Origin of the sequence: Glaciimonas sp. PAMC28666 (assembly GCF_016917355.1) — a bacterium.
Lineage (GTDB): Bacteria > Pseudomonadota > Gammaproteobacteria > Burkholderiales > Burkholderiaceae_D > Glaciimonas.
Genome location: NZ_CP070304.1, coordinates 3730021 through 3755455 on the forward strand (window position 1 = coordinate 3730021; position 25435 = coordinate 3755455).

Sequence of the window (25435 nt, forward strand, 5' to 3'; positions counted from 1 at the left end):
TGCCCTGTTCCGATCAACGGCGAAGCACGGCAGCAAGTGAGGCACGAACGCGCATTCTTTCCTACACATTGGCAGCAAGCGTGGCCGTTATTCTCGGCTCGCCGCTGGCAGTACCGCAGCGCGGCTGATCAGGCTTTAGTCTCGTCCTTGACCCGCGTTAAGCGCGCCGGATGCGTCAGGGTGTGGACTTCTTTTAATTTGTTGATCGCCATCTGCGTATAAATCTGCGTACTCGACAGATCGGCATGACCAAGCATGATTTGGACAAAGCGCAGGTCAGCACCGTTTTCCAGCATCAGCGTCGCCATCGTATGTCGAAATATATGGCAGCTTCCCGTCTTGCCTATACTGGCGGCATTGATATAGCGCTTGATCATTTCGGACAGCCAACGCGGGTCTATCGCGTCTCCCTGCTGCGTCAGAAACAGCGTACCGTCATCGTCGGCCAGTGCACACTCCGGGCGGATGCTGTCGCGGTATTTGGCAATCCACGCTAACGCACGATCACCAATGGGAATGAGCCGGTCTTTCTTGCCTTTACCTTGCCGCACCATCAACGTGCCGCGCTCATGGTCGATGTCGTGCAGCTGCAAATGACACAGTTCGGTGCGTCGAATCCCGGTGCTGTAGAGGGTTTCCATGATGGCCCGGTTACGGCAACCCAGCGGTGTGCCAACATCTGCGCCGTTGAGCACTTTGTCGGCTTCATCTGCCGACAGAATATGTTTAGGCAGGCGCTTTTCAATACGCGGCATGTCAATATCTGCCGCCGGATTGGACAGTATCCGGCGGTTCTTAACCAGCCACCGAAACCACAGACGCAGCGGAACCAGGCGCATATGCTGACTGCGACCAGAAATCGCCTCTCCATTACTTTTGCGGTACAAAAACAAATGACGCTGGTAGCGCTCAATGATCGGACGCGTGATCTCTGCCGGGTGACACAGACCACGCTCAGTGCACCAGCTCACAAAGTCGCGCAAATGCTGCTCCCGGTGTATCACCGTTTGCTCACTGTAATTGCGTATCCGCATCCAGTCCAGAAACGGCAGCATCTGGAAATACAGGCTGGCAGCGTCGAGCGGGTTACCAATGATTTCTATCCGCGTTTTTTTGCGACCTCGGGTGTTCTTGAGAGTCGGCGCGGTCATGCTTGCGCCTCATCAACAACGGCGGCTAACGAAGAACCATTGTTTTTTTTCTGCTGTATACGCAGTTTTTGCACACTTTCTGGGGTTTCAGCCGCTGCGCCTTGCTGGACCTCAGTTAGCACCATCCGACCAGACCCCGACTGCATGCCGACTGCAGCCCGACCGCTGGCCGACCACTCGCTGTTTTTATCCGACCACTGGGAATCATTGTCGAGTCTGGACGGGTCAAGGAGGCCCATTAAATGCGGGTGATCGTCGCCTTTGCCGTCGTAACTCAACTCGTAATCGGTCGCCTGGCGCCGTCCGTTGTAATGCGCAATCAGATATTCCAGTTCGACCAATCGGGCGAAATACAGTTTTAACTGGGTGTCGCCCCAGCGCGTCATTTCGCGTACCTGCTTGCGCGTAAAACGAAATGTGTCGCGCTGCATCTGCAAGTCAGTACAACGCTGTGCCACCCAGCTTTGCAGCAGCGTGAGGAGGCGGCGCGGTTGCGGGGGCAGTTCGTCCAGCGTACGCCCCAGCACTTCATGCGCGATCCGGTTGGCTAACGCAATGTCGTCTTTTGTCACTTCAATGTAGTCCAGCTGTGCTCCACGATGATCGACGCTTTTGACTTCGCGCTGATGCTGATGCAATAACGCAATCGCCCGGATCAACGTTAAATATTTCATGTGGTCGCGCCGCATCCGGGTTTTGTCATCAAGGAAGGTTAACTGATTCGCATACGGATTAACCACATGCACGGCCTTGAGCAGCCGTTGCGCATTCTGATGCAGAGTAGTGATACTTTTTTTCTCGCGGTCCATCACCAACCCTTCCAAGGTCTGCTTCGCCCGCTGGCGCGCATGGATCGCCTGCGTCTGCTCACGACTTTCATTGACGGTTAATACCAGACAACGATTGAGCAATTCTTCGTCAACATCAATGGCCGTGGTGGTCAGCATCAGCATCACCGGGCCTTTGACGCAATATTGCTTCGTCACCAGATTGCCGGTCGTCTCATCCTTGCCGGTACTGGCCATCGTCAGTTCGCCATCAGACTGCAATAACTTCAGGGCATACGCGGCCTGGCGCACGCCTTCTTCTTCGGCAATCGCCAGGATTTTGTGTTGTAAATCGTTTTCTCCAAGGTAAAACAGACTCTGGCCGGTCATGGCGCTGTATTGAATCCGTTCTTCTTCCGGCATCAGATTGAGCACCGCTTCCATCAACGCACTTTTACCGGCCGCAGAAGACGACTGAATCAAGACCGCCAGCGGGGCATCGAGCTTGCGACTGACCGCCGCCAGATAACCGGCCAGTAAATTGGTCGCTTCGCCGACGATCCCGCAGCGTTCCATGTCGGCAACCAAACGGTCAGTCAGGTCCGGCGCTTTGAGCAAGGCAAGGGCCGCGGCGGTGTCGCTCTCGGAGAGGGGCGGTACGCTGTCTTTGGGCGTGAGGGCGGCACTGAGCGCCGCATCCTGTAACGTTTCCAGCTTCAGCAAGACGTGGCCCAGGTCGCGCTTGATGGTCTCGTCCGGCACCCCCAGTTCAATGGCCGCCTGTTTGATATACACCAGCCGCTGTTTGGCACTGTAGATATCCAGCAAATCAACGTAATACGCGCCTTCCGTTCCCGTTTTATTGTCACGCCGCACCTGCACGTTGACCCGCATCTGCTCCGGCGAGAGATTCTTTTGCCAGCCACGGATACGCCAGTGACGCTCGCCCAGGCTGAGCAATAATTCGCCTTTTACCGTTTGGGAAACCTGCGCCGGTTCGGACGCTGGCGGTGCTTCGGGCGCTGCTGGCGATGACACCGCAGCTAAAGAAGAAGTGATAGGGGCAGCTGTTGCAGATGTCGCCCGTGATGGCGCTACAGCAGCGGGCTTTTCTCTCTTGTGGGAGGGTTCTTTCGCCGCGATGTCAGCCACTGGCGGCACAGACGAAACAGCGAGGTTTACCACCACTGAGGGAGATTGTCCTTTTCCCAACCAATGCGCCTGTTGCAGCAGAACGCCCAGACTCTTCTCCGCCGGCTGCACTTTCTGCGCATAATCATTGACGTCCATCCCCTTCGGAAATACCACCCGGAAACAGTCCATACCCGCTTCCTGCAATAACACTGCCAGTTGCTCAGCAGCGGCATTCCCCGCATCGTCACGGTCATAGGCAATCAGTATGCGCTGCGTGCCGTGCTGTTTTAATGCGTGCCAGTGATCCGCCGTAAAACCATTCACCCCATAACTGGCGATCACATTGCGATACCCCGCACACCAGAAGGTCATCGCATCAATTAACGATTCACACAGAATAATATCCTTCTGCGCCACCAGCGCCACTTCGTTCCAGATCCCCCGCAACGGACGCGCCAGATATAAATGGCGCGGCTGACCCGACGACAGTTTGTTGTTGGGGGCAATCCGCCGCCCGTACAGTTGCATGATCTGACCCGACTGCGCCGCATTCGCGCCCTCTGACATACCAATCACCGGCACCACCAGACAACCGTTCAAATGCTCGTGACCGCTGGCCCGATACACACCCACCGCTTGCAGCTGCGCCCGCATGTCACGCCCCGCTTGCGTATGCCCCGGCGGGAGACGATAGGTCAGACTTTTATTGGCGTAACCAAGTCTGAAGGTGTCGATCAATTCGCTGCTGACCAGAGCGCGGCTGGACAAATACGCCAGCGCTTCCGGCGATTGTTGTAAATTGGCATGGTAACTAGCGACCACTTGCGATAACAATAACTGCTGATCCTGCGCGACCAGCACCGGCAAATGACGCAGTTGACTACGGCCCACGCCGACACGCTCACTCTCAAGGTGCGCACCATTTCTGAGGATTTGCACCGCATGCGGCAGCGAAACCGACTGGGTTTTGATAACCCAGTCAATGACCGAGCCAGCAGCGCCACAGCCAAAGCAGTGATACAGGTTCTTCGCCGCCGACACCGTCAGGCTCGGCGTCTTCTCTGCATGGAATACGCACAGCATCACGTAATCCTTGCCGCGCTTCGTCAACTGATGCCCGCCGCTTTCGATCAGCCGCAATAAGCTCACTTCCTGTTTTAACCGCTCTAGCTCGCTGTCGGGAATGCGGGGCATGGAATTGTCCTTAGTCTAAAAGCTGTCAAGTATCTACTCAATATACTTTAATTGTCCCTCATATGCTACTATAGAGCAAGCGTTAAAAACACAGGGCTTACACTCATGCGCATTACAAATCTCTTTATTTTTCCCATGAGCTTCCCTGCACGCTTGTCTTCGCTTCGTAAGGAGCTGGGCTTTACCCAGCAACAAATGGCTGACAAGATCAGCATGCACGTTTCACAATTAAAACGGTATGAGTCGGGCGCCTCACAGCCCACTATTGATGTATTTCGACGCATCGCACTGGCGCTTAATGTCAGCGCAGATATGCTGCTTTTTGAGCCGGAGGAACGTGGGCCGGATGAGCGCCTAAAACTGCAATTTGAAGCGGTCTCCAAGCTCGATGAGAAGGAGCGGGAGGCAGTGGAAACGATGATTGCTGGTGTGCTGCATATGCATGATGCCAAGCGTTGGCAAGCAGCTAAAAAATAATTTGATGCAGTAAAAGACGCGGATTGCTGGTGTATCAGCACCAACAACCCGCTAACCACAACCAACTAAAACGGAGTTGAATATGGCTAAGCCGAATCATACGCGAGATAGTCTCGCACCAACAAACAGTCACACAGATCGGTTCTTAACCGTGTCTCTTTATCCTGAGCCACAGCCGCATGTTCCGTGGATACGCTTGCGAGGATTGTGGCTTAAACAGGCTGGTTTTACAGCGCAGACTAAAATCAAAGTACAGGTGATGACCGACAGGCTAGTGATCACCAGAGTATAGAAACCGGCGGCAATAGCGTTCTTGTTTAGCCATTAAAAAAAATCCCCAACAACATCTGGTCACGGCTAGATGATGGTAGGGATTTTTTTGTTTATAAAAAACTAAATACTACGAGCTATTTTTATCGTCCTCGTTTGATTTCTTCGGGGTGTTCAATGAACCGAGAAAGGCTAAGAAGACAGCAAGTAGGCCGCCACCCATTGGAACCAGAATAAGTATCGGCTCGAAGCCCCTCATAAAAACAATCTCAAATGCTTCCTGTAACCCTTTTTCTTTTACGCCAGCAGCAAACATAAACACTTGTATAGCTAGTGTTACCACTAAAAAAATCACCCAGTATCTAAAGCGACTCAACCATTGCGTAATCGCAGGACCAAACATGCCGCCCAATATCCCAGACCAGAAGCCATCAAACATAATAATTTCCTATCATTGCATGGAGGAAGATTTGACTGCGCCTTGTGCAGCTTGACCTGCAACATTTCCAAATACGGCGCTATTGGTACGGATCACGAATCCAGGTAGAGTCAGCCAATTTCCGAGCGCATTTGGCACGCCAGCCCAACTGAACATAGCTGTACCATACATGCCGATTAAACCACCTGCCGTCATTGCTGCGCCTAGCCCAGGATAAGAGAAACGTTGGCTGAAACCTGTTCCGAAAGGCTGGCCAGTTCCAAACACTTGATCGATCCCCGCATTCACCGCAGCCCCAGCCGTATAAATCCCGCCCGAAACCGCCATCCCCGTCCCCAAAGCCGTCCCCGCCGAATACGCCGCCGCAGCAGCCCTGTAAGCAGCATAGGCTTCCACCGCCGAGCCGGCCACCGCGCCAGTTCCCGCAAGCGCAGCAGCGGCAAGCGTCGCCTTACTCGCGAGTTCCCGAATGGTCTGATCGCGATCCATTGCCGCATTAATATCATCATCTGATGGCTTGTTCGTGCCGCCATAACCTGCATACATATCCGCATTCGCCTTCTGCTCGGGTGTGGTGTAGAACATAAATCCCGTTCCACTCTTGCCTTCTGATGGCAGTAAACCACGCCCTGCTTCTTGTAAAAAAGTATACGCACTTTGATCCCATGCGCCGGGGGAACCTGCCTGCACCTGACGATCTGCCTGTGCTGTTAATTCTTGCTGCGCCTGGTCAAGCGATATACCTTTGTGTGCCGCATAACGTTCCGCATTCGTTTTGATCCACGTTTTCTCATCAGGATGCAACTGCCGATTATTAGCGTTATAAAGGGCTGAACACTATGGATTATTTTTATCGTCCTCGCTTGGCTTCTCGATAACATTCAATGAACCAACAAACGCTACAAAGACTGCTAGCAGGCCAATCCCCATTGGCGCCAAAATACCAACAGGAGTGAAGATATTTTCTAGCATAGCTTGAGTAGCAAACTTCAACCCCTTTGTATAAATTCCAGCTATATATAATCCAATGTACGTACTCACCATTGCTGTTAAAAATATTGCCCAATATTTAAATCGGCACAACCATTGCGCAACCGTAGGACCGAACAATCCACCAAATATTCCGTACCATAAGCCATCAAACATAGCGACTCCAATTATTGATTAGTGGATGATTTGACGGCACCCTGCGCCGCTCCACCTGCAGCCTTGCCGAACACGCCACTATTAATGCGAATAACGAATCCCGGCACTGTCACCCAATTTTTGAAGGTGTTTGGGACGCCTGCCCAACCAAACATCGCCGTGCTATACATGCTGGTTAAACCACCTGCTGTCATTGCTACTCCTAGTCCGAGATAAGAGAAGCGTTGATCAAATCCATTACTGAAATTTTGCCGATTAAAGAATTTATCATAGGCTGCACCACCCACAGCCGAACCTGTATAAGACGCACCTCCAACCGCCATCCCCGTTCCCAGTGCCGTTCCCATCGAATATGCCGCAGCAGCAGCTTTGTAAGCTGCATAGACATCCGCCGCCGTGGCAATTCCGGCACCAGTACCTGCAAGCGCCGCGGCCGCAAACGTCGCATTACTAACCTGTTTTCGAATGGCCTGATCCCGATTGATTGCCGCAGCAATATCGTCATCGGCTGGTTTGTTCGTTCCGCCATATGCCGCATACACATCAGGATTTGCTTTCTGATTGGGTGTGGCATAAAACATAAACCCTGGTCCGCTATCACCGTCTGAGGGCAATAGTTTATGTCCAGCCTGACTTAAGAAATTACTCGCACTTTGATCCCACGCGCCGGGAGAACCTAGCTGCACTTGACGATCTGCTTGTCCGGTTAATTCTTGTAGTGCCTGATCAACAGAAATTCCTTTTTGTGTCGCATAACGTGATGCTTGACTCTTGATCCACATTTTTTCATCTGGATGAAGTTGGCGGTTGTTAGCGTCCGCATTCTTCCCCATCATCCCGCCCATGCCAGCACTATCCATCCCGCCGCCAGCCAATCCCCCTGCAGCCGCACCGACCAGCGTGGCTCCCAGTCCCATCATGTCGTTGTAGGCCTGCAGTCCTTCCTTGCTGCTGATGTCGTAGCCGTTATTGAGCAGGTAGTCGCTAATGAGCGGTGACATCTTTTCAACGCTCATGCCTGCTGCGACGCCGCCAGCAGCGCTGCTGTCACCGATCTTTGCCTGGATCAGTCCGACGATACCGTGCAGCGCGATCTTTTGGGGGGAGCCGTCGGGGTAGCCGGCTTTTTGTGCGATGTCGCCGACCATGCCGTTGAGGGCTGCGCCGGCGATGTCGGCGGCGCGCTGGTTGTCTTGTGCGCGTTGTTGTTCTGCCTGTAAATTGTGGGCTTGCTGCAGGGTTAAGGTGTTGCTGAGGGTCTCGTTGGCGGTAGCGGCATCGCGCTGCGTTAAGGTCTCGGCGGTGGCCTGGCTGTGGGCGTCGGTGGTGGCGTCGCCGGTGCCGGTGATGGTGACTGTGGACGGGCTGATGACGCTGTCGGTGTGGCTGGTGGCGTCCCCACTCTTGGGCATGCCGGCGCCGCCGGTGAGGTTGCCGAGGACGTTGCCGGTGAGGTTGCTGGCGAGGCCGTTGGTGGAGAAACCGGCACTGAGGCTGTCGGCGGCGATGTGTTGTTGATTGATCAAATCGCGGCTGGTGAGGCTGGCGGTGCGCAGGGTGTTTTTTTCCTCTGGGGCGGTGCTGGTGATGGCGCCGCCTTCGAGCGCGGTGTTGCCTTTGACGTTGAGCGTAAAGCCGCCGGTGCCAGCGGCGATGCCACTTTGTCCGTGCGCACTGCGATAGTGGTGGTCGACCGTTTGTCTGGCGTAATTGACGCTGCCGGTGAGCATGCTGCCAACACAAATTGGCGGAATACAGAGGCTCAGACTAAAGCCGCCGTTTTCTTGTTTGCTGTCGTACGCACTCTGGTCTTGTAGCGTGCGGATGGTGAGATTGCCACCGATATCGGCGTCGATGTGATTGGCTGCCAACTGCGCGCCGATCAGCGTGGTGTCGCCGCCGCTCTTCATGCTGAGGTGGTTCGTCGCATTGATTTGCATGTTGTCGTAGGTCGTTTCACTGCCGCTTGCGTGACCCTTGGACATCGAGGCGCCAAGCTGGAAACTCAGGCCCGTCTGTTCGCCGTTCGAACCCAGGGTGGCACCGATCCCGGCGCTGGAGCCGCTATTGGAGGAGGTCAATGCGGCGGTGTTTTTAGCGGCAATGAGATTGATATTCCGGGCGGCATCGAGCGCGATGTCGGTGGCTTGCAGTTTGGCACCTTCCATCGTGATGTCGCCTTCGCGGGCCGTGACAGTAATGGTGCGCCCTTGTACCGTGGTGCCGCGTGACTGGCTGGCACTATTGTGGCTGTCTTGCTGGCTATGGCTGCTGCCCAGATTGACGCTGACCCCGAAGCCGCCGCTGCTGCTGTTTTGCGGATTCGGGTCGAGCGCGGCAGCGGTGGTGGTAGTCGTTAATCCACCGGTGGCGAGTTGATAGGCGTCGTAGCTGGCTTTTAAGCGTAACGCCCCTTTGAGCCGGTCGTTGCCGGTGTGCTGGCTGGCGCTGAGGTTATCGCCAATACGGGTGAGCGCGCCCCCGAGGGTGCCGGTCAGGCTGCTGCCCAAGGTGGTGCTGTGGCTTTCGGCATGATCGTGACTGCTGCTGGCATCGTGGATGGCTTGCAGGTCGACCGCGTTGCCGGCGATGGTGAGAGTGTTTTTTGCCAATAATTCAGCGCCCTGGGTGGTGACGTTGCCTTGGCCGGTCCCCTTGTATTGCGCATCCAGGCCAGCTTGCAGCGTCAGATTGCCGCCGTTGGCAGATAGCAGGCTGGTACTGTGGGTGGTGCTGGTGCCGCCACCGTCTTGGGCGGCGGCGGTCTGGCTGAAGTTCGTGAAGCGGGCATTCATGCCGCCGATGAGGCCGACGCTGGTGCCACTGCGGTGACTGTCCGTGGTGGACGTCTCCGTATTGGCCGCGGTGACGATGTTGATATTGCGTCCGGCGAAGACGCCGACATCGCGGTCTGCGGTGATGGCGCTGGCGCGCACGGTGGTGTCCCGCCCGCTGATCAGATGGACGTTGGCACCACTGATCTCGCTGCCGCTCTGGCGCACGCTGGTGCCGCCCTGACGGTGCGCCTGTGCGCTGTTGCCATAGCTGATCCCCGTCAACAGGCCGCCCGAGAACCCGGATTGGGTTTCTTCGCGTTGGTAACTGCCTGCGCTGGTATTGCGGGCACTGAAGATGTTCAGGTCGCGTCCGGCATTGATGGCGAGGGCCTGTTGGGCGGTGACCTGGCTACCCTTGATGGTGGTGTCGCGCCCGGAGACGATGGCAATGCTGTTGCCGGTGAGGCGACTGCCGATGGCCTCACTGTTCTGTTGCAAGTCGAGCATGTGCGAACGTGACGACCCTGACAAGCCGTGCGTGGTGGTGGTAATTTCCTGGTCCTTGCTGCTGGTTTGTTGGGCAGAGGTCACATTGACATCGCGCCCTGCGGCCACCGCCAGTGCGGCATCGGCCTGCACTGCGGCCGCATGGAGACGCACATCTTGCCCGGCGGCCAGGGTAACTGTGCCACCGGCCTGCAGCACGGTGCCCTGGACTTGGGTCTGGTGTTCGTTGAGATGGTTGTGCTCGCCATAGGTCACGTTGGAGGTGGCCTCGGCGGTGCGTGTGGTCAGGCTGAGATCACGGCCCGCCACGAAGGCGGCATCCCCGGTGGTGTGAATGGCCGCAGCGGTGAGTTGAATGTCGCGCCCGCTCTGCATGCTGAGCTGATCGGCATCCACCCGGGCCAGCTGGCTGAGGCCGACGTTGCGACCATTTTTGCTGCTGGCGGTGCTGGTGACACTCTCGATGACGATGTCGCGTCCGGCCACCAGGCCGACGCGGTGCCCGGCAATGCTGCCGCCGTGGTTCAGGAGATCGTGATCGGCCACCAGCACGGTGGTGCCGGTGGTGGCATCGCTGCGGATCGCGCCCGTGTTATGAAGATCGGTCGCGTGGATCAGCAGGGTGTTGGTGGCCTGCACGGTGCCACCGTTATCGAGTGTGCCGTGAACGTTCAGATCCATATCGCGCCCGGCCATGACTGATCCGGTAGGAGCGGTATTGCCAGCATCGCCCGCCTCGCCCCGTGCCAGATACACGACGGGGACGAAGACGCGTTGGGTACTGCCATCGGGGAGTGTCACGGCTTGCGATACTAACCACACCATGTCATGGGTTAATGCGGCCATTTGCGCCGCCGTCAACGCCGTGCCGGGCGTCAGTTGCCACTGGGCAGCGCTGGCGAGGCCGCTTTCCATCAGCGCCTGGTATTGCGCTTCGTTGCTGGCAAAGTCGCCTAAAAAGCGCTTGCCGGTTAATTGGGTGATTTGATCGTTGATCAGCTTTTGTTCATAAAAGCCGTCGCCCAGCCGTTTCTGGGTCCGCAACGGATCGATGCCGAGGCGTGCCAGCAGATAATCGCTGGAGAGGAACTGGCGGTAATTGGTAAAGCTGGGATCAGTCTCCACCAGATAGGGAGAATGGGGGTTGGGGGAGAGCGGAAACAGTTGACTGTTGCCAATCGTGAGATTGGGCAGCGGTACCCCCAGTTGGCCGACCGTTTGCGGGTGACCGGCCAGTCCGGTGTTGTTGCCGGCAGAGCCGTCTGCATTGTCGACGGTCTGGCCGTTTCCAGCCAGATGATGGGCTCCCTGATTGTTGCCGATCCCGCCGCTATCGGAGGAAGGGACCCTGTTGCTATCGACGCCGGTGCCGAGGGCCCCATTGTCGCCCTGCTCCGGGCGGGTATCTTCGCGCACCGTCCAGACCGGTAAATCGATGTGTTGCGACGGCAAGATGACGTCGTACGCGGCACCATCGTTGTCATAGGTGTAGTGATCCTGATGCGGATGGCCGCTCACCCAGTGATAGTAATTGTGCAGGGCGGTCATGTGGTTGGTCGTCACGATTTCGCCCGGTGCACCGAGGTTATTGAGGCTACCGACCTGGCCGCCTAAGGTGCCACCGGCAATGAAGGTGCTTTTGTCATTGGTGACGTTGCCCGATAAGGTCATGTTGCCGCCGGAAGTGATCTGGCCGGGGTCGCTGGAGATCACTTCGGTGGTGCGCACGATTTGCGTGTAGTCCTGTTTGTAGAACTTCTCAAAGCGGCTGCCATCGGGCAGGATCAGCACCATGCCGCCGTTATTGTCCCAGCTGACCTGATCGGCGTCATACCAGATGTCATCATTCCAGACACGGTATTGCGTGACGCGCCGGGTCCGGGTCGGGTCCGCCACCAGCGCGGTGCTGAAATGCCGGTTTGCGTTGGTCAGATTCGCCGTGTGCAGCGTGAGATCTTGTCCTGCTTCGATGCTGGCTGAGGCATTGACGATGGACACCGCGTTGCCCGTTACCTGCTCCTGGGCGTCCAGCGCCCCTCCGAGCACCATGTCGTTGAGACTGATCAGGCTTGCGTGTTCGCGGTTAACGAGGCTCTGTGCCCCGATCATGAGGTCGTGGCGGGCGGCGATGACACCGGCCTGGGCGGTCGTGCCGTCGGCGTGCAGCACGCCGTCGTTGGTGACGGTGTCGGCCCCAATGACCACATCATCGCCGTAGATGCGCCCCCGGTTATAGACGGCGCGGGTGGCCTTGATGACAGTATTGCCATTACCGGCATTGATCAACGCACCGAACTGGTTCGTGACATTGGCCGCTGACAAGCGCAGATGGCGCACCGCTTCGAGCTGACCGGCATTGGTGAGCGTGCCGGTGGTGGTGAGCGTCACATCCCGGTTGGCGCGGAGGACATTGCCCACCGTGTTGGTGTAATCGCCCTGCAGATGGAGCGTGGCGTCTTGTCCGGCCAGAATGGTACCGTCGCCGATCAGGGTAGCGGCGGTGATGGTCGTATTGTGATCGCTGCTGATGGTGCCTGCGGTATTGATGACGTCTGCGCCGGCGGTCAGCACGATGTTGCCGCCATCCCCTCCGGTGTTGCCGATCTGACCACCACTGTTGTCGAGACGGGCAACCGCCATCGTGGTGTCGCCCGAGGACGCAATCGTGCCCGCGCGATTGGTGAGCGTGGCGGCCGCTTGTTGCATGCGCAGATGCCGTGCGGCAAACAATTTCCCCTGATCATTGTCGAGGTGCTGCGCAATCGCCAGCGTTACATCGTCAGCGGCAATGATCTGGCCGTGCGTGTTGGTCAGACGGTCCGCGACCAGCGTCAGCTTGCCATTGGCACCGATCATGCCTGCGGTATTGGTGATGGCGGCACCGCCGTCGAGCGTTGTGGCACCGCTGCCGCTGTTGGCGATCCGGCCGCCGCTATTGTCCAGGCCGGACGCGGTCACCGTCAGCGTTGCGTCATGACCATTGGCTTCGATCCGACCAGCGTGGTTCTCCAGCGCGCCGGTGGCACTCACCGCCATCGCGCCGTCACTCTGGATCACGCCGCTGGCGTTGGTGAGCGTACCATCGGCCTGCACCGTCACATCCTGTTGTGCGTAGAGGGTCCCGGCCGTATTGTCGATTGCGCTGGCGTGAATCTGCAGGTTACCGGCGCTCCCAATTAAGCCTCCGATGCCTTGCGCGGCCGTATTGTACAAGCCTTGCCGGAGGGTCATCGAGAGCGCGGCCGCGCCAAGATTCTGTACGGTGCCTGCGGCATTGTTGAAGCTGTTCGCGTGAACGGTAAAGCCATTTCTGAGCGCGGCCATTTTACCGTGGGCGTTATTGATATTGCCTGTCGCCTGCAGCGCGATCCGGTCGCCCGAGAGGGAACCACCGCTGTTGTCGATGTCGCCCTGCGTGGCGCTGAGGGTGAGGGCATCTGCCCCGAACATCGTACCGGATTGGTTATTGATGGTCGCGGCACGGGCGTCGAGGGCACCGTTACTGCCCAGGGTGCCACCCCGGTTGTCGAGAACACCTGCGCCGAGATGGATCGTCAACCTGCCAGTGCCAGCGTGAGAGAGGATGCCATCGGTATTATTGAAGTGCTGCGGGGTCAGGATCAGATCGGTGCTGTTGGTGTGAATATTGCCACCAGCCGAATTATCCAGCGTGTCGGTAACATCAATCACGCTGGTGTCGTGGCCAAACTGGGTGATTTCACCGTGGTGATTCTGTAAGTTGGTGGCATGCAGGCGCAACTGATCGGCGTTGATCTTGCCGCTGTTATTGTTGAGTTGCGCAATGCTGGCGTCAATTTTTGCTGCATCCAGCGTCCCCTGCGCGTTGCTTAACGCAGCCGCGTGTGCCGTCAGGGTGTCCGCTGCCGCCAGGCGACCGCCGTTGTTATTGAGGTGATTGCCGATGGTGACGGCTAACTGACGCCCAGCCGTGATGCTGCCGCTGTTGATGGCATTCACAGCGTTAATCATGACATCGCCATTGCCACCAATCACACCTCCTTCTACGCCATCCGCGCCCGTGCCCGCGATGTTGATCAACAGACCGCGTGCGTCCAACCACAGGCCATCGGTCCCTGATGCGGTGATGCGACCTGCGGTGTTGTCGATGTTGGCGGCACTGGCCGTCAAACCCTGGGCGGCTTGCACGCTTCCGCGAACATTGTTCATATCGCCAAACAGTTGCAGCAGCGCCCTACGGTTGGCGGCGATGCTGCCATCGCGGTTGTCCAGACTCACCGCATGCAGCAGTAGCTCCCCATTCGTCACCACAGTCCCCGCCGCGTTGCTAAATGCGCCGGTGTGAATGTTTAAGGTGCCGTTACCAGCCTGCGTGATGTGACCGCCTTCATTGTGCAGGCTGCCTGCTTGCACCGTCAGGTGATGGGCATTGGTGGCGAGGGTGCCGCCATGGTTATTGATCGCGTTCGCCGTGGTGATCGTGGTCGGGTCGGTACCGGATTGCAGCAGCGCGCCACCGACGTTCGATAATGCATCAGAATGGCTGCTCCACTGCGCCGTGTTGATGACACCGCCATCGTTGATGATCGCGCCGCTGGCGTTTAGGGTGGTGTGGCCCGTGGTCTGCAGCGTGCCGCCCGTGTGGTCGATATTGCCTGCGGTGGCCGTGAGGGAAACAGTGCCGTTAGCGCTGGTAACGGCACCGGTGACATCGATGTCGGCCGCTGTCATGGTCAGATTGCCGCCAGCGGTGTTGTGGCCGGTGGCGACCAGCGTGCCGTCGGCCTGCAAGCGCAAATTGCCAGCGAAGGTGGCCTGACCGGAACGGTCAATGCCGGCGGCCAGGATACCGCTGGAGGCGATCTGTGCGCCGTGCACCGACAGATCGGTGTGGGCGGCAATCGTGCCACTATTACCAATCTGACCACCACTGACGAGCGCCACGTTCTGCGCATACAGCGTGCCGGTATTGTCGAGGCCGTCGCTGCTGCGCAGGGTGAATTGTCCACCCGCATTGGTGTGACCGTTGAGCGTAATTTTACCATTGACGTCGAGGCTAAAGTCGCCGTTGGAGGCCATGTCGCCATAGGTGCGCACGCCGACTCCCGCTTCGGTGCCGACCAGTTTAATCTTGTTGGCGTACAGGCCGCCCAGCGCAGAGGAGTCAATCGCTATCGTCGGTTGACCGCCTTCGCCCTGGATGATTTCGATGCCGGTCATATCGGGCGTGACGCGGTTGGCACCGGTGACAATGCCCAGACGGCTGGCGTGAATCTGGGCGTTGGCGATCAGTGAACGGCTAATGAGGGACAGGCTGTCGTTGGGCGAGGCGTTGATGCCGCCGCCTTCGACCATAATCGCGCCACGGGTGACCCGGAACGCGGCCAGACTGCCTGCGCCGCCGAATTGCGGCACCCCGGTGGTCAAGGTGACATGGCCGCCATTGATCACGCCAAATCCATTGATGGACAGGCCGTTGGGATTGGCGACAATGACGTCGGCGCGTTGTCCGGCCACCTCAATATAGCCATTAAGGTGACTGGGCGAGACGCCGAGGGTTTCGTTGAGGATGACCTGCGCACCGGTATTGAGTTGGGCATTGCCCTGAATGTAGCCGCCCAGCGTGGTGCTGACCGAGGTCGGGCTGTTGTTGAGAATTAAGCCGTTACTATCGACGTTGAAGGCGCTGTAACGATTATGACTGAGCCCTGTCGCGTTTGGCTGGACGATCTGCACCACCGGCACGCCGTTGGCGGCCCTGTCGATCATGGGCGCAGGCCCGCCATGTTTATAGGCGATGGTTTGTGCCTGTACCAGCGTGACGTGCCCGAAGGTGGCTGCCACCAACACCGCCAACAACGCAAAACGCATCAGCGGGAAAGGTAATCCGGCGGGAGCATTGCCGCCCACCGAGCATTTACTGCGGCCCCGTGTGTTCTCGGCAACCGCGATATATTGACCGGAGGCATGGCTAAAGAGCGTACGATAAAACTGTTTATTCATGCCTCAACTCCGGTGTTACAAATCTGATCTGATCTGCGAATGATGGGTAGAAAAAAGAACATTTGGACTCTCTGTTACCTCTGTTACCTCTGTTACTTCTTTCAGTACTGATAGGTCACGTTAAAACCCAGTGCCGGTGTGGCCGTTTTAAATTGCGCCGGCTTATACAAAGACCATCCAGAAAATACGTCGTAGGTAAAACCTTGGTAACCACCACGTAAGCCCACCGTTGCGCCAGCCAGGGTGTCACCGACCAGATACTGCACCGAGGGGCCATAAACTTTGCCGAAATCAATGGCGACATAAACGGACTGAGCGATGTTGGGAATGGGTACATTGAGTGCGTTTTGCAAATAGAACCCTCGCTCTCCGGTCAAGGTCAACTCACCATCGAAGCCGCGCACGGTGTAGCGCCCACCGATAGAAAATTGCTCCGTGGTATAGAGCGGTGAGCGCGTGTTTTGCCCGCGGAAGGTGGCTATGTAGGTGAGCGGCTGCGACGCAATCTGGAATGGTGCAACCAGCGTCGCGTCGATCGTTTGCATGGCGTACATGAACGTCGGATATTCAGAAGAACGGCCTTCAGGGTTACCCATGCCACCAAAGGCAGATGATCCCCAGCGACTGGCTAGTGTGACATCAAGCTGCGCATTGCCGATGTATTGCGTATGGTCCCAGGCAAGTTCTACCAAGGAGGTATTACGCTTCTGTACACCAATCTCGACATCATCGATTAAGGTATGGCTCCAACGTTTGCCGACCTTGAAGTGCCAGCTATTTTTTTGCGATGGGCCGCGCTGGAATTGTTGTGCAACTTTAAATTCCAGATTGTTCGATTTGCCACTGGAGATATAGTCTTCGCTATTGCCCGCTATCTTTTGGTGATAGGTGTAGTCACTGGCAGAAAGTGCATAATTCCAATACCCTATCGGTACTGCGTAGTAAAAACTATGCCCGCCTGTTCCGCGGTTATCACCTTGACGATCAGTATCTGAACTGATGCCCAGATTGAGGATGTCGGAAACGCCCAGTATATTATTGAGACCTAGATTCAAACCGCTTTGATATTGCCCTGTGCCTTTTGCGCCGCTGTTATCAAAATTCGCTGCCAGGGTAAATGGTTTGGAGCGTCTGACTTCTAGCATCACATCGCTCTCGCCAAGTGCATCGGTCGGGACGATCTGCATATCGACATCTTGATTAGGCACGCGTTTTAGCTGTTCTAACCCTTGCTCGAGATCGTTCAAATTGAGCAATTGACCAGCACCGCTCGGAAATGCATTCCGTGGCGTGCCGTGCAATGCAGAGTCGGTATAACGAATGGCACGGATGACACCGGGTATCAGGCTGAGTGTCAATTCGCCCTTTGATAAATCCTGCCCGGGAATGCCAATGCGCGTAGTGCTGTAGCCCTTTCGCATAATGTGATTAGTCAAGCGCTGCACGATGATGTTAATCCCTCTTTGTCCAACACATTGACCGCTGTATTGATTCAGATAGTCTTGCGCAAAACGAAAAGGATCGAAAGCCAGGTTACTTGCGCCCGCCGCCCGGGCGGCCACCGAGAGCTGCAATGGGACTGTCAGGATAAATTGGTGTATCTCAAAACAGGAAGACTCCTTTGGGAGTGTCCATGTATTGATGTCGTCGATATTTCCAGCAACGCCAGGTATTGGCAATGCGACATTCGGAGCTTGCAATTGACGCGCGCGCTCCAGGGTCTGGTTCCGGCTGCGTTGACGCTGTTCTTCGCTGGCGGGCGTTTGTAGGGCTTGGCTGTGCGCGTCGGAAAAAAATCCGGCGGATAAAATGAATGAAATAATAAGTTGTGCAACAACGACCGCATGCGCAGTCTTACCACTAAAAAAAAGTCGGCTTGTCATGCTTCGAAAGCCTGTTTGCTGGCTGAATTTGTAAAGGACAACTATGTCTCAAAAATACTGAAATAAACGGTCCAGACGCTGACGGTTAGGTAAATTGCTTATGTTCGGATGTGGAGTAGTACGAAATTGCAGGTTGGGTGATGGAATATAAACAGGACATGCACAGGCGCAGTGTCGTAAGCGATCAATTAACCGCCTGTTGCAGCATAAATTGATTGATGCGAGGCTTGGCTCTTTAACTGTGGATTTCGCGGACGCAGCGCTTCTTAGTCAGCGGCGGTATGGGCAGAGACGAGGCTGCGAACAACGCGCAGAGAGACGGATAGGCGTCAATATTTTTCGCCTTGCATGGTTGAGTCAACAAATACCGATTGGCGCTGGCTTTTGCCCGCCGATGGTGTCTGCGCGCTTCGCTCCTGGCAGCGAATAATCGGCGCTTAAATGCTTAAATGCTTTGATGTGCCCAAGTCCCTCTAAAATATGAACTACATCCCAAAAGTTCTATATCAACTCTTGGGGTGCAGTTCAAATAGCAACTGACCCGATCGTCGCCTGATACGACCCATTGTTCAAGATGACTTCGGTTATCCCTGACCGCACAAGAAAATTGTGATCGCACGCTACCGGTCTTTATTGCTATTGATTGGAGCAGGTGAAGCTTTGTGCCACATTAATATCGCCGCTGCCTTTATATTGCGGCCAGCTGGGATAAACGCACAAAGGCCGGGTGCGGCCCGGAACGCCGGCCGTATCAGCGACGATCTGATTGGCTGGCGCGATTCCCTTTTCTACCCAGTTTTCAAGCGTCGTAAGCGAATCCCATGCCGCATTGAAGACGCTGCTAAACGCGTGCCCGTAGCCAGGAATCTCGTAAAAACGCATAAAGCCGTCAACTTTATCTGCCCCCATCGTGTGACGGACGCGGTTAAAGTATTGTTCAGTGGCCCTGGTACTGACCAGCGCGTCATGTATGCCATGCGCCATCAGGATTTTACCGCCTTTGCTTTGGAAAGCTGACAGGTCAGTTTTAGTCAGATCCTGAATGCCGGTAAGTTCCACAATGCGGTCTTGCAACGCGCCGGGGTTTTGTGGATCAAGCGTAAGTGAATTGTATTGCGCATCACGCGTCACAAAATATTTCACCCATTGATCCCAGAACGTACTGCCGTAAGGTGGGCTCGAGGTCGTCGTGATCGGTGGCATCGGGTTAGCTGGCTGCCGGGTGCCGAGGGATAGGGTAAGCACCGTTGGTTGAAGCACACTGTTGCCCGGAATCCCGAAATCCGTTCCCCATGTATTAAAACCCGGATAGCTTGATTCACCACTGGCCAAGCGGTAATTCAACACGAGTGGCGTATCGATAGTCTTGTAAGAGGCGATCTGCGCATCGGACAGACAGCTATCGCCGGTGTCAGCGCCGCCGCTGCACCTGACTGGCACGCCGTTCAACGTCGCTGTCGCCGGATCGAAGCGCGCGTTGCAGGCTGTCTGATTACTTATCAGGCCGTCGCGCACGCCGTCCAGCATGTCACAGGTTTCGAGAGCAGCGTCGTACAGGACTTTACGCTTGGCGCGGCTCGGATAGGCTCCGGGCTGAGCGAGTTGCCGGGTGATCCGTCCGAATTGCAGATCGAGGCTGGCTGCATTCCAGGCCGGATATAAAACGATGGCGCCGTCGTAGTCGGCGGGCCAGTTTTGTACCGCGATCAAAGCCTCACGGCCGCCGGTGGATCCGCCCGCAAAATAGGTCTTCTGAACAGGGGCGGCATAGCGGGCAGTAATGATGGCGATTGCGGTGTCATGGGTTTTCTTCAAGGCATCACCGGAAAAATTTCTGAGTGCCTCATCGTTCAGCCCGAACGTTCCGTCCCGGCTGCCATTGGCATTGGCCTGGTGTCCGGAATCGCTGCCAAAGGTCGCATAACCGCGTCCTAGCGGCACTTGCTGGTCTATCGGCCCCGCAGGAACGTTGCCAGTTCCTTGCGCAATCGTTCCGTTATATCCCCCGCCTGCAAACATCATGGCTTTGCTGTTCCAATTGGTGGGAAGATTGACCTGGAACTGAATGTTGGGGGCGTGGTTATCCAAGGGACTGATGGCACCCAAAACTTTACAATACTCTCCTACTGCGGCAGGCCCGATTCCGACTGCGGGCATGATAACGGTGCTGGTCACTTTGGCGCCGGTGGTAGGCAAACCAAGCGCGGTAGCGGGGATTGTCATACCGTTTAGCTGGTCGCAGGTCATGGCCATCTGAGCCGAGGGCGACGGGCGATCATTCTTGCCGCCGGCGCATCCCGTGATACTGATACTTGCGACGCCGGCTAGCGCCAGGAGTCGTGCAAAAGATTTGTTCATGTGCATTTTGGTATGCCGTCTCTGGAAGTTTTATTTTTTATACCGCGCCGAAGCATCCTGTGCGACGAACGCTTCAGCGGCCGCGATGCTTGATCATAATGCAATTGTGGCTAAAACGATCATAATTTTGAATGCCATTTCGGTGGCCAGAGCACAGCAAACCTTTACCGATTAAGTGCACCTCAAAGTGCCGAATTGAAGTGCTGAAGTGCTGAATGCGCTACGGCTCCTGCATGACAGATTTAAACTGTTTGAGGATGTATCCGAGTGGGGGAGATGATTACGCAGATATGCCCCTTGATATAAACGACGGGGGAACCTGGTTCAGGCCCCGGTTTGGTTTGGTCTTTGGGATTGTTATTTAAACGGTAAATCTTTCTTCAGCAAGCGTCATCTGACGGGATCTTGTGGAGTGCCGAAATTTACTGTGACGACACGATTACGTCCGGCATGCTTGGCCTGGTAAAGAGCAGCATCAGCGGCGGCGACAAGCTGCGTCGGTGTGCTACCTATGAGCGCATTCGCCGTAGCAGCACCAATACTGATTGTTACAACGCCTGCTTCAGAAGTTGTGTCCGGAATTCCCAGGTGTTCCACCGCTGCACGGATGCGTTCGGCCACCGCTTGCGCGCCTGCGGCAGTAACTTCTGGCAGGATGATCGCGAATTCTTCGCCCCCATAGCGTGCTACCAGATCATAGGCCCTTAGTGGCGTGTTGGCCATGGCGGAGGCGATGCGCTTAAGACACTCATCCCCGGCCAGATGCCCATAGGTGTCGTTATATTGCTTAAAATGATCGACGTCGACCATCAGCAGCGTCAGCGGATGGGTTTCTCGCATTGCGCGCTGCCATTGAGTTGCTAATGCCTGATCGAAACTGCGCCTGTTTGCAATCCCGGTTAGCCCGTCTTTAGCCGCGAGGTCTTGAAGCGCACTTTGTGCTTCCTTTTGTAATGTGATGTCGCGCAGGGTTTCGACAACCGATATCAAGCGTCCGGTCTCATCGTAGATCGGACCGGCATCGATAGCCAGATAGCGGCGGGTGCCGAGCTGTGGCATCACACACCAGTTTTCCGCATAAAGTCCATTCGGTACTTTTTCGATATTTTTGTTCCAGACGTAAAGGTCGTTTACATCCCGCGTGCGCTCATGAATGATCAGATCGGCAAGACAAGGGCGTTGGGTGGAATAGAAACCGCGCCAATGATCGGATGTACCGATCATTTCGGAAGCAGGAATACCGGTAAGGCGTTCGCAAGCCATGTTCCAGATAACCACCTTGCACTCCGGATCTAACACAAAGGTGGGGACCACCAGATGTTGCATGAGACGGATGGCAAAGCTGCGTTCTTCCTCGTTCACCTTGGAAATCATTGGATTTTGTTCTTTGGAATTTTTATTTTTCATAGCGTCTCGGTGGATCAAGTTAATCGCATAAGTCGTTAACTTTTTGTCTTCGCGCCTCTACAGCAGGCCTGTCAAAATATAATACAAATATGCATTCCAAAGCAATCAAATGTAAGATTTCTCTACACTTGGGCTTGAGCAGACTTTCAAGAAAACGCTTCATCCGAATGGCGTTCCAGCTGGGCCTTTTGAGAGGCCCTTTGCGATGCTTGCCTATGAATGATGCCACGTTCCGAAAACTGCACCGTGACGGCGCAACCTTGCAGTAAAATAATGCCGTAGAGAAATATTTGCGGGCCGAGGCGCTGTGCTGCACTTGCGAATTTTCGGACGGATTGTTAACCAGGAAACAAGGGATTATTATATGCGTCGTTTCAGTCGTTACTTCAGTTACTTAGGGCGGTTTGTGCGAGGTTTATTACTGCTGTCTTTACTCGGCCTGACCGCCGCTCAGGCAGCTGAAAAGCGCGATCTCATCATCGATACCGATCCGGGTGCTGACGACGTGGTGGCGTTGCTGCTTGCGCTGGCTTCGCCGCAGGAATTGAATGTGCTGGCCATCACCACGGTAGCAGGTAACGTGCGCCTGGATAAGACCTCGCGGAATGCCCGACTGGCGCGAGAGTGGGCTGGGCGGGAAGAGGTCCCCGTATATGCCGGGGCGCCAAAACCGCTGGTGCGGTCACCGATCTACGCGGAGAACATTCACGGTAAAGAAGGCTTGCCTGGCGTAGCCGTGCATGAACCGAAACAAGGATTAGCCAATGGTAACGCCGTCCAGTATCTGATCGATACATTAAGCAAAGCGAAGCCTCATGGCATTACTATCGCGATGCTCGGGCCGGAGACCAACCTCGCGCTCGCGCTGGTGCAAGCACCTGAGATCATCCAAGGAATTAAAGAGGTCGTGGTGATGGGCGGGGCGCACTTCAACGGCGGGAATATTACGCCCGTTGCAGAATTCAACATCTTCGCTGATCCGCAGGCCGCGCAAGTGGTATTGGCCAGTGGTGTTAAATTAACTTACATACCGCTCGACGTCACACACAAGATTTTGACTAGCCCCCAGCGGTTGAGTCAGATCGCCGGGTTACATAATCAAGCTGGCAAGCTGGTCAGCGATATTCTGAATGCCTACGTTACGGCAGATATGGTGCATTACGGCTTGCCTGGCGGCCCGGTGCACGATGCCAGTGTGATCGCCTGGTTGCTGAAGCCGGAGCTGTTCAGCGGCAAGCAAATCCACGTTGACATTGATAGCCGCGAAGGCATTGGCTTCGGTCAAACTGTGGCTGATTGGTATGACACACTGAATCAAAGCAAGAACGTATTTTGGGTGGAAAACGGTGATGCCCAGGGTTTTTTCGATTTACTTACGGCCAGACTTGCACGCCTGAAATGAAAATGGTGATGAAGCAGGGCGTGGATGGCCGTCGCGCCTTACTCATAATGCCTTACTCGTCTCTGTATTCCAGATTTCCAGTACTTTCGACGATGTAGCGCCTTACAAAAAAGGCAATTTTCGACGATACTAGTGCCTGCCTTTGGTCGGGGTCTTACCGGCCTCACAAATAATTATAAAAGCAGGAGATAGTATTATGAGTAATCTGGATCGCCGTAAATTTTTGAAAGTCAGCGCTGCCGTTGCAGCCGTGACTTCGAGCGGGAGTAGCATGGCACAATCGAATGGAACACCACCTGCCGCTTTCGCTGCTGCGGCTGCGGCCGCTTCGCCAGCAGTAGCGGCACCGGCCGCCGCGGCACCGGCCGCCGCGGCACCGGCCGCCGTACCTAAGGTAACGCGGATACTTGCAAAATATATTGTCGGGGCACGCTATGAAGATTTACCTGTCGGCGTGCGCAAGGAAGGTGCCCGCACCTTGCTGAATTGGGTTGGTGTGGCGGTGGGTGGCTCCCATCACGAAACAGTGGAATGCGCGGTGGCCGCGCTGGGTCCGTTTTCCGGTCCTCGGCAAGCTACGTTGCTGGGCCGCAAAGAACGCTTCGATATTATGAACGCGGCGTTCGTGAACGGCGTGAGCAGCCATATTTTCGACTATGACGATACGCATCTGAAGACCATTATCCATCCTGGCGGCCCGGTGATTTCTGCCATATTGGCGTTGTCCGAATATCGGCCGGTATCGGGTCGGGATTTCATGAATGCATTGATTCTCGGTGTAGAGACAGAACTGCGTATCGGTAACGCGGTCTACCCGAATCACTACGACGTTGGTTGGCACATTACCGGGACGGCTGGCGTTTTCGGCGCTGCTGCCGCCGCTGGAAAGTTACTTGGACTGAGCGAGCAGCAAATGGTTTGGGCGTTGGGACTGGCAGCATCCCAGCCGGTTGGTCTGCGGGAATCGTTCGGCTCCATGAACAAAAGTTTTAATCCAGGTCGGGCGGCCAGCAATGGTTTATTCGCAGCCATTCTGGCAGCGCAAAATTACACCAGTTCCGACGGGATGATAGAAGCCAAGCGCGGATGGGCCAACACGATCAGCACCAAGCAGGATTATCGCGAAATTACCGAAGGGCTGGGGACACATTACGAGGCGTCATTGAATACCTATAAGCCATTTGCCTGCGGTATCGTGATCCATCCGGCGATCGATGCGGCAATCCAGTTGCGCAATCAATACCATCTGACGGCAGAGCAGATTGACCACATAGAATTACGGGTTCATCCGCTGGTGATTGAATTGACCGGAAAGAAGACGCCGCAGATCGGACTGGAAGGCAAGTTCAGCATTTATCATTCAGTAGCGGTGGCAGTTGTTGCTGGCGCAGCAGGTGAAAAACAATACAGCGATGCCGCGGTGCGCGATCCCGCGACGATCGCATTACGCGACCGCGTGAGCGCTACCATCGATCCGGCAATCAAGTCGGAGCAGGTCGACATGACGATCGTTCTTAAGGATGGACGTCGATTGCATCGCTTTATCGAGCACGCTATCGGTAGCACTCAAGTGCCGATGACAGACCAGCAGCTAGAGACCAAATTCAGCGATCTGGTCGATGGCATTTTACCGAAAGCACAATCTGATAGTCTGATGAACCTGTGCTGGAACATTGAACAGCAGCCGTCCGCTAATATCATTGCACAGACCGGGGCAAAGGTGGTCTGATAGCACATCCTTAACATCGTACTCAGCGTTGGCATCAGCAGCGCCCGGCCAATTAGCCGACGGCGTTGCTGATTTCAAGGCCTGCTTTCGATGCGCGTTTATTTGCTCGGAGGCGGTGCGGGCGTCGCAGCTATCGGTGCGATGCTTGTGAGACCGGATACGTACACTGCCAAAGTTTCAATATCGTTTTCCGACAGAGCCTGGGCGGCTGAGGTCATGACGCCGTCCATGTCGTAACGGGTGCTGGCGTGAAAACTCGTCAGTTGCGCTTTGATATAGTCATAATGCTGTCCGGCCAGACGAGGTATATGCTGTTGGCCGCCCAAATCCCGCGCGTGGCACGCAATGCAATGATTCTGTTGCGTCAAGGCCGCCCCGGCGCTAATTTGTTGCGCGGTCAATACCACCGTTGGCTGTTCCTGCTTCTGACTCGAAAAGTAGGTCGCCAGCTCATTCAGATCGGCATTACTGAGCCCCGCTGCCATTGGTGACATCATGTCATTTTTGCGTTTGCCTTCGCGGAACATATACAGGGCAGCAACCAGGAACTGCTTGGGCTGCCCGGCAATATTCGGAATGGCAGCAATGTGCGAATTACCGCCAACGCCGTGGCAGCTGGCACAGACCTGCGCTTTTAGAGGAACAGCGAGTTCCTGCGCCATCGTCGTCCCGCTGCTTGTCGCCAGCATGCACGCCGCCAACCACGCGGCGCGCATCCACAACTTTTGACGGAACCGCTTCACTACAGCACGCGAGGTGGGTCGCCTGCATAGGTCAGATTTCATTTGTGAAGTCTCATTTCTTTGTTGCAG

Annotated in this window: 14 protein-coding genes; 4 read left to right on the forward strand and 10 right to left on the reverse strand. The window is 55.8% G+C overall.

Annotated elements, in window-relative coordinates; genetic code table 11:
• Positions 1-128: 128 nt before the first annotated feature.
• Positions 129-1151, reverse strand: coding sequence for a site-specific tyrosine recombinase XerC (gene xerC / locus JQN73_RS15900; RefSeq protein ID WP_205319811.1), 1023 nt, complete (start codon positions 1149-1151; stop codon positions 129-131).
• The gene (locus tag JQN73_RS15905; RefSeq protein WP_205319812.1) at positions 1148-4246 is read right to left on the reverse strand and encodes a CHC2 zinc finger domain-containing protein; all 3099 of its coding nucleotides are present in this window, start codon (positions 4244-4246) and stop codon (positions 1148-1150) included. The genes xerC and JQN73_RS15905 overlap by 4 nt, the downstream gene beginning before the upstream one ends.
• Positions 4247-4351: 105 nt before the next feature.
• Between JQN73_RS15905 and JQN73_RS15910 the strand changes: the two genes are divergently transcribed.
• Positions 4352-4723 carry a helix-turn-helix domain-containing protein gene (locus tag JQN73_RS15910; RefSeq protein ID WP_205319813.1) on the forward strand — a complete coding sequence of 124 codons (372 nt, stop codon included), beginning with the start codon at positions 4352-4354 and terminating at the stop codon, positions 4721-4723.
• Between the two features lie 82 nt (positions 4724-4805).
• A complete protein-coding gene (locus tag JQN73_RS22825) occupies positions 4806-5015 on the forward strand; it encodes a SymE family type I addiction module toxin (protein WP_205319814.1) in 210 nt (69 codons plus the stop codon).
• A gap of 108 nt (positions 5016-5123) precedes the next feature.
• Here JQN73_RS22825 and JQN73_RS15920 read toward each other — a convergent pair whose 3' ends face one another.
• The 7 genes from JQN73_RS15920 to JQN73_RS15950 form a co-directional block, all read right to left on the reverse strand.
• Positions 5124-5432, reverse strand: a complete 309-nt coding sequence (locus JQN73_RS15920) for a hypothetical protein (RefSeq protein WP_205319815.1) — start codon at positions 5430-5432, stop codon at positions 5124-5126.
• A 12-nt stretch (positions 5433-5444) separates the two neighbouring features.
• On the reverse strand, positions 5445-6236 hold the full coding sequence (locus tag JQN73_RS15925; protein ID WP_205319816.1) for a hypothetical protein: 792 nt from the start codon (positions 6234-6236) through the stop codon (positions 5445-5447).
• Between the two features lie 33 nt (positions 6237-6269).
• Positions 6270-6578, reverse strand: coding sequence for a hypothetical protein (locus tag JQN73_RS15930; RefSeq protein ID WP_205319819.1), 309 nt, complete (start codon positions 6576-6578; stop codon positions 6270-6272).
• An 11-nt stretch (positions 6579-6589) separates the two neighbouring features.
• Positions 6590-15844 (reverse strand): hemagglutinin repeat-containing protein, encoded by a 9255-nt coding sequence (locus JQN73_RS15935; RefSeq protein ID WP_205319820.1) that lies wholly within the window; start codon positions 15842-15844, stop codon positions 6590-6592.
• A gap of 101 nt (positions 15845-15945) precedes the next feature.
• Positions 15946-17727, reverse strand: coding sequence for a ShlB/FhaC/HecB family hemolysin secretion/activation protein (locus JQN73_RS15940; RefSeq protein WP_205319821.1), 1782 nt, complete (start codon positions 17725-17727; stop codon positions 15946-15948).
• Positions 17728-18363: 636 nt separating this feature from the next.
• The gene (locus tag JQN73_RS15945; protein ID WP_370551248.1) at positions 18364-20091 is read right to left on the reverse strand and encodes a tannase/feruloyl esterase family alpha/beta hydrolase; all 1728 of its coding nucleotides are present in this window, start codon (positions 20089-20091) and stop codon (positions 18364-18366) included.
• A 384-nt stretch (positions 20092-20475) separates the two neighbouring features.
• Positions 20476-21492, reverse strand: a complete 1017-nt coding sequence (locus JQN73_RS15950) for a diguanylate cyclase (RefSeq protein ID WP_240162292.1) — start codon at positions 21490-21492, stop codon at positions 20476-20478.
• 364 nt (positions 21493-21856) lie between these two features.
• On the opposite strand from JQN73_RS15950, the gene JQN73_RS15955 reads away from it, so the two are divergent.
• Both JQN73_RS15955 and JQN73_RS15960 read left to right on the forward strand, forming a co-directional pair.
• Positions 21857-22894: a nucleoside hydrolase gene (locus JQN73_RS15955; protein ID WP_205319823.1), complete on the forward strand. Its 1038-nt coding sequence runs from the start codon at positions 21857-21859 to the stop codon at positions 22892-22894.
• Between the two features lie 196 nt (positions 22895-23090).
• Positions 23091-24623: an MmgE/PrpD family protein gene (locus tag JQN73_RS15960; protein ID WP_205319824.1), complete on the forward strand. Its 1533-nt coding sequence runs from the start codon at positions 23091-23093 to the stop codon at positions 24621-24623.
• Positions 24624-24721: 98 nt separating this feature from the next.
• Here JQN73_RS15960 and JQN73_RS15965 read toward each other — a convergent pair whose 3' ends face one another.
• Complete coding sequence (locus JQN73_RS15965) at positions 24722-25408, reverse strand: cytochrome c (RefSeq protein ID WP_205319825.1); 687 nt, start codon at positions 25406-25408, stop codon at positions 24722-24724.
• Positions 25409-25435 lie beyond the last annotated feature (27 nt).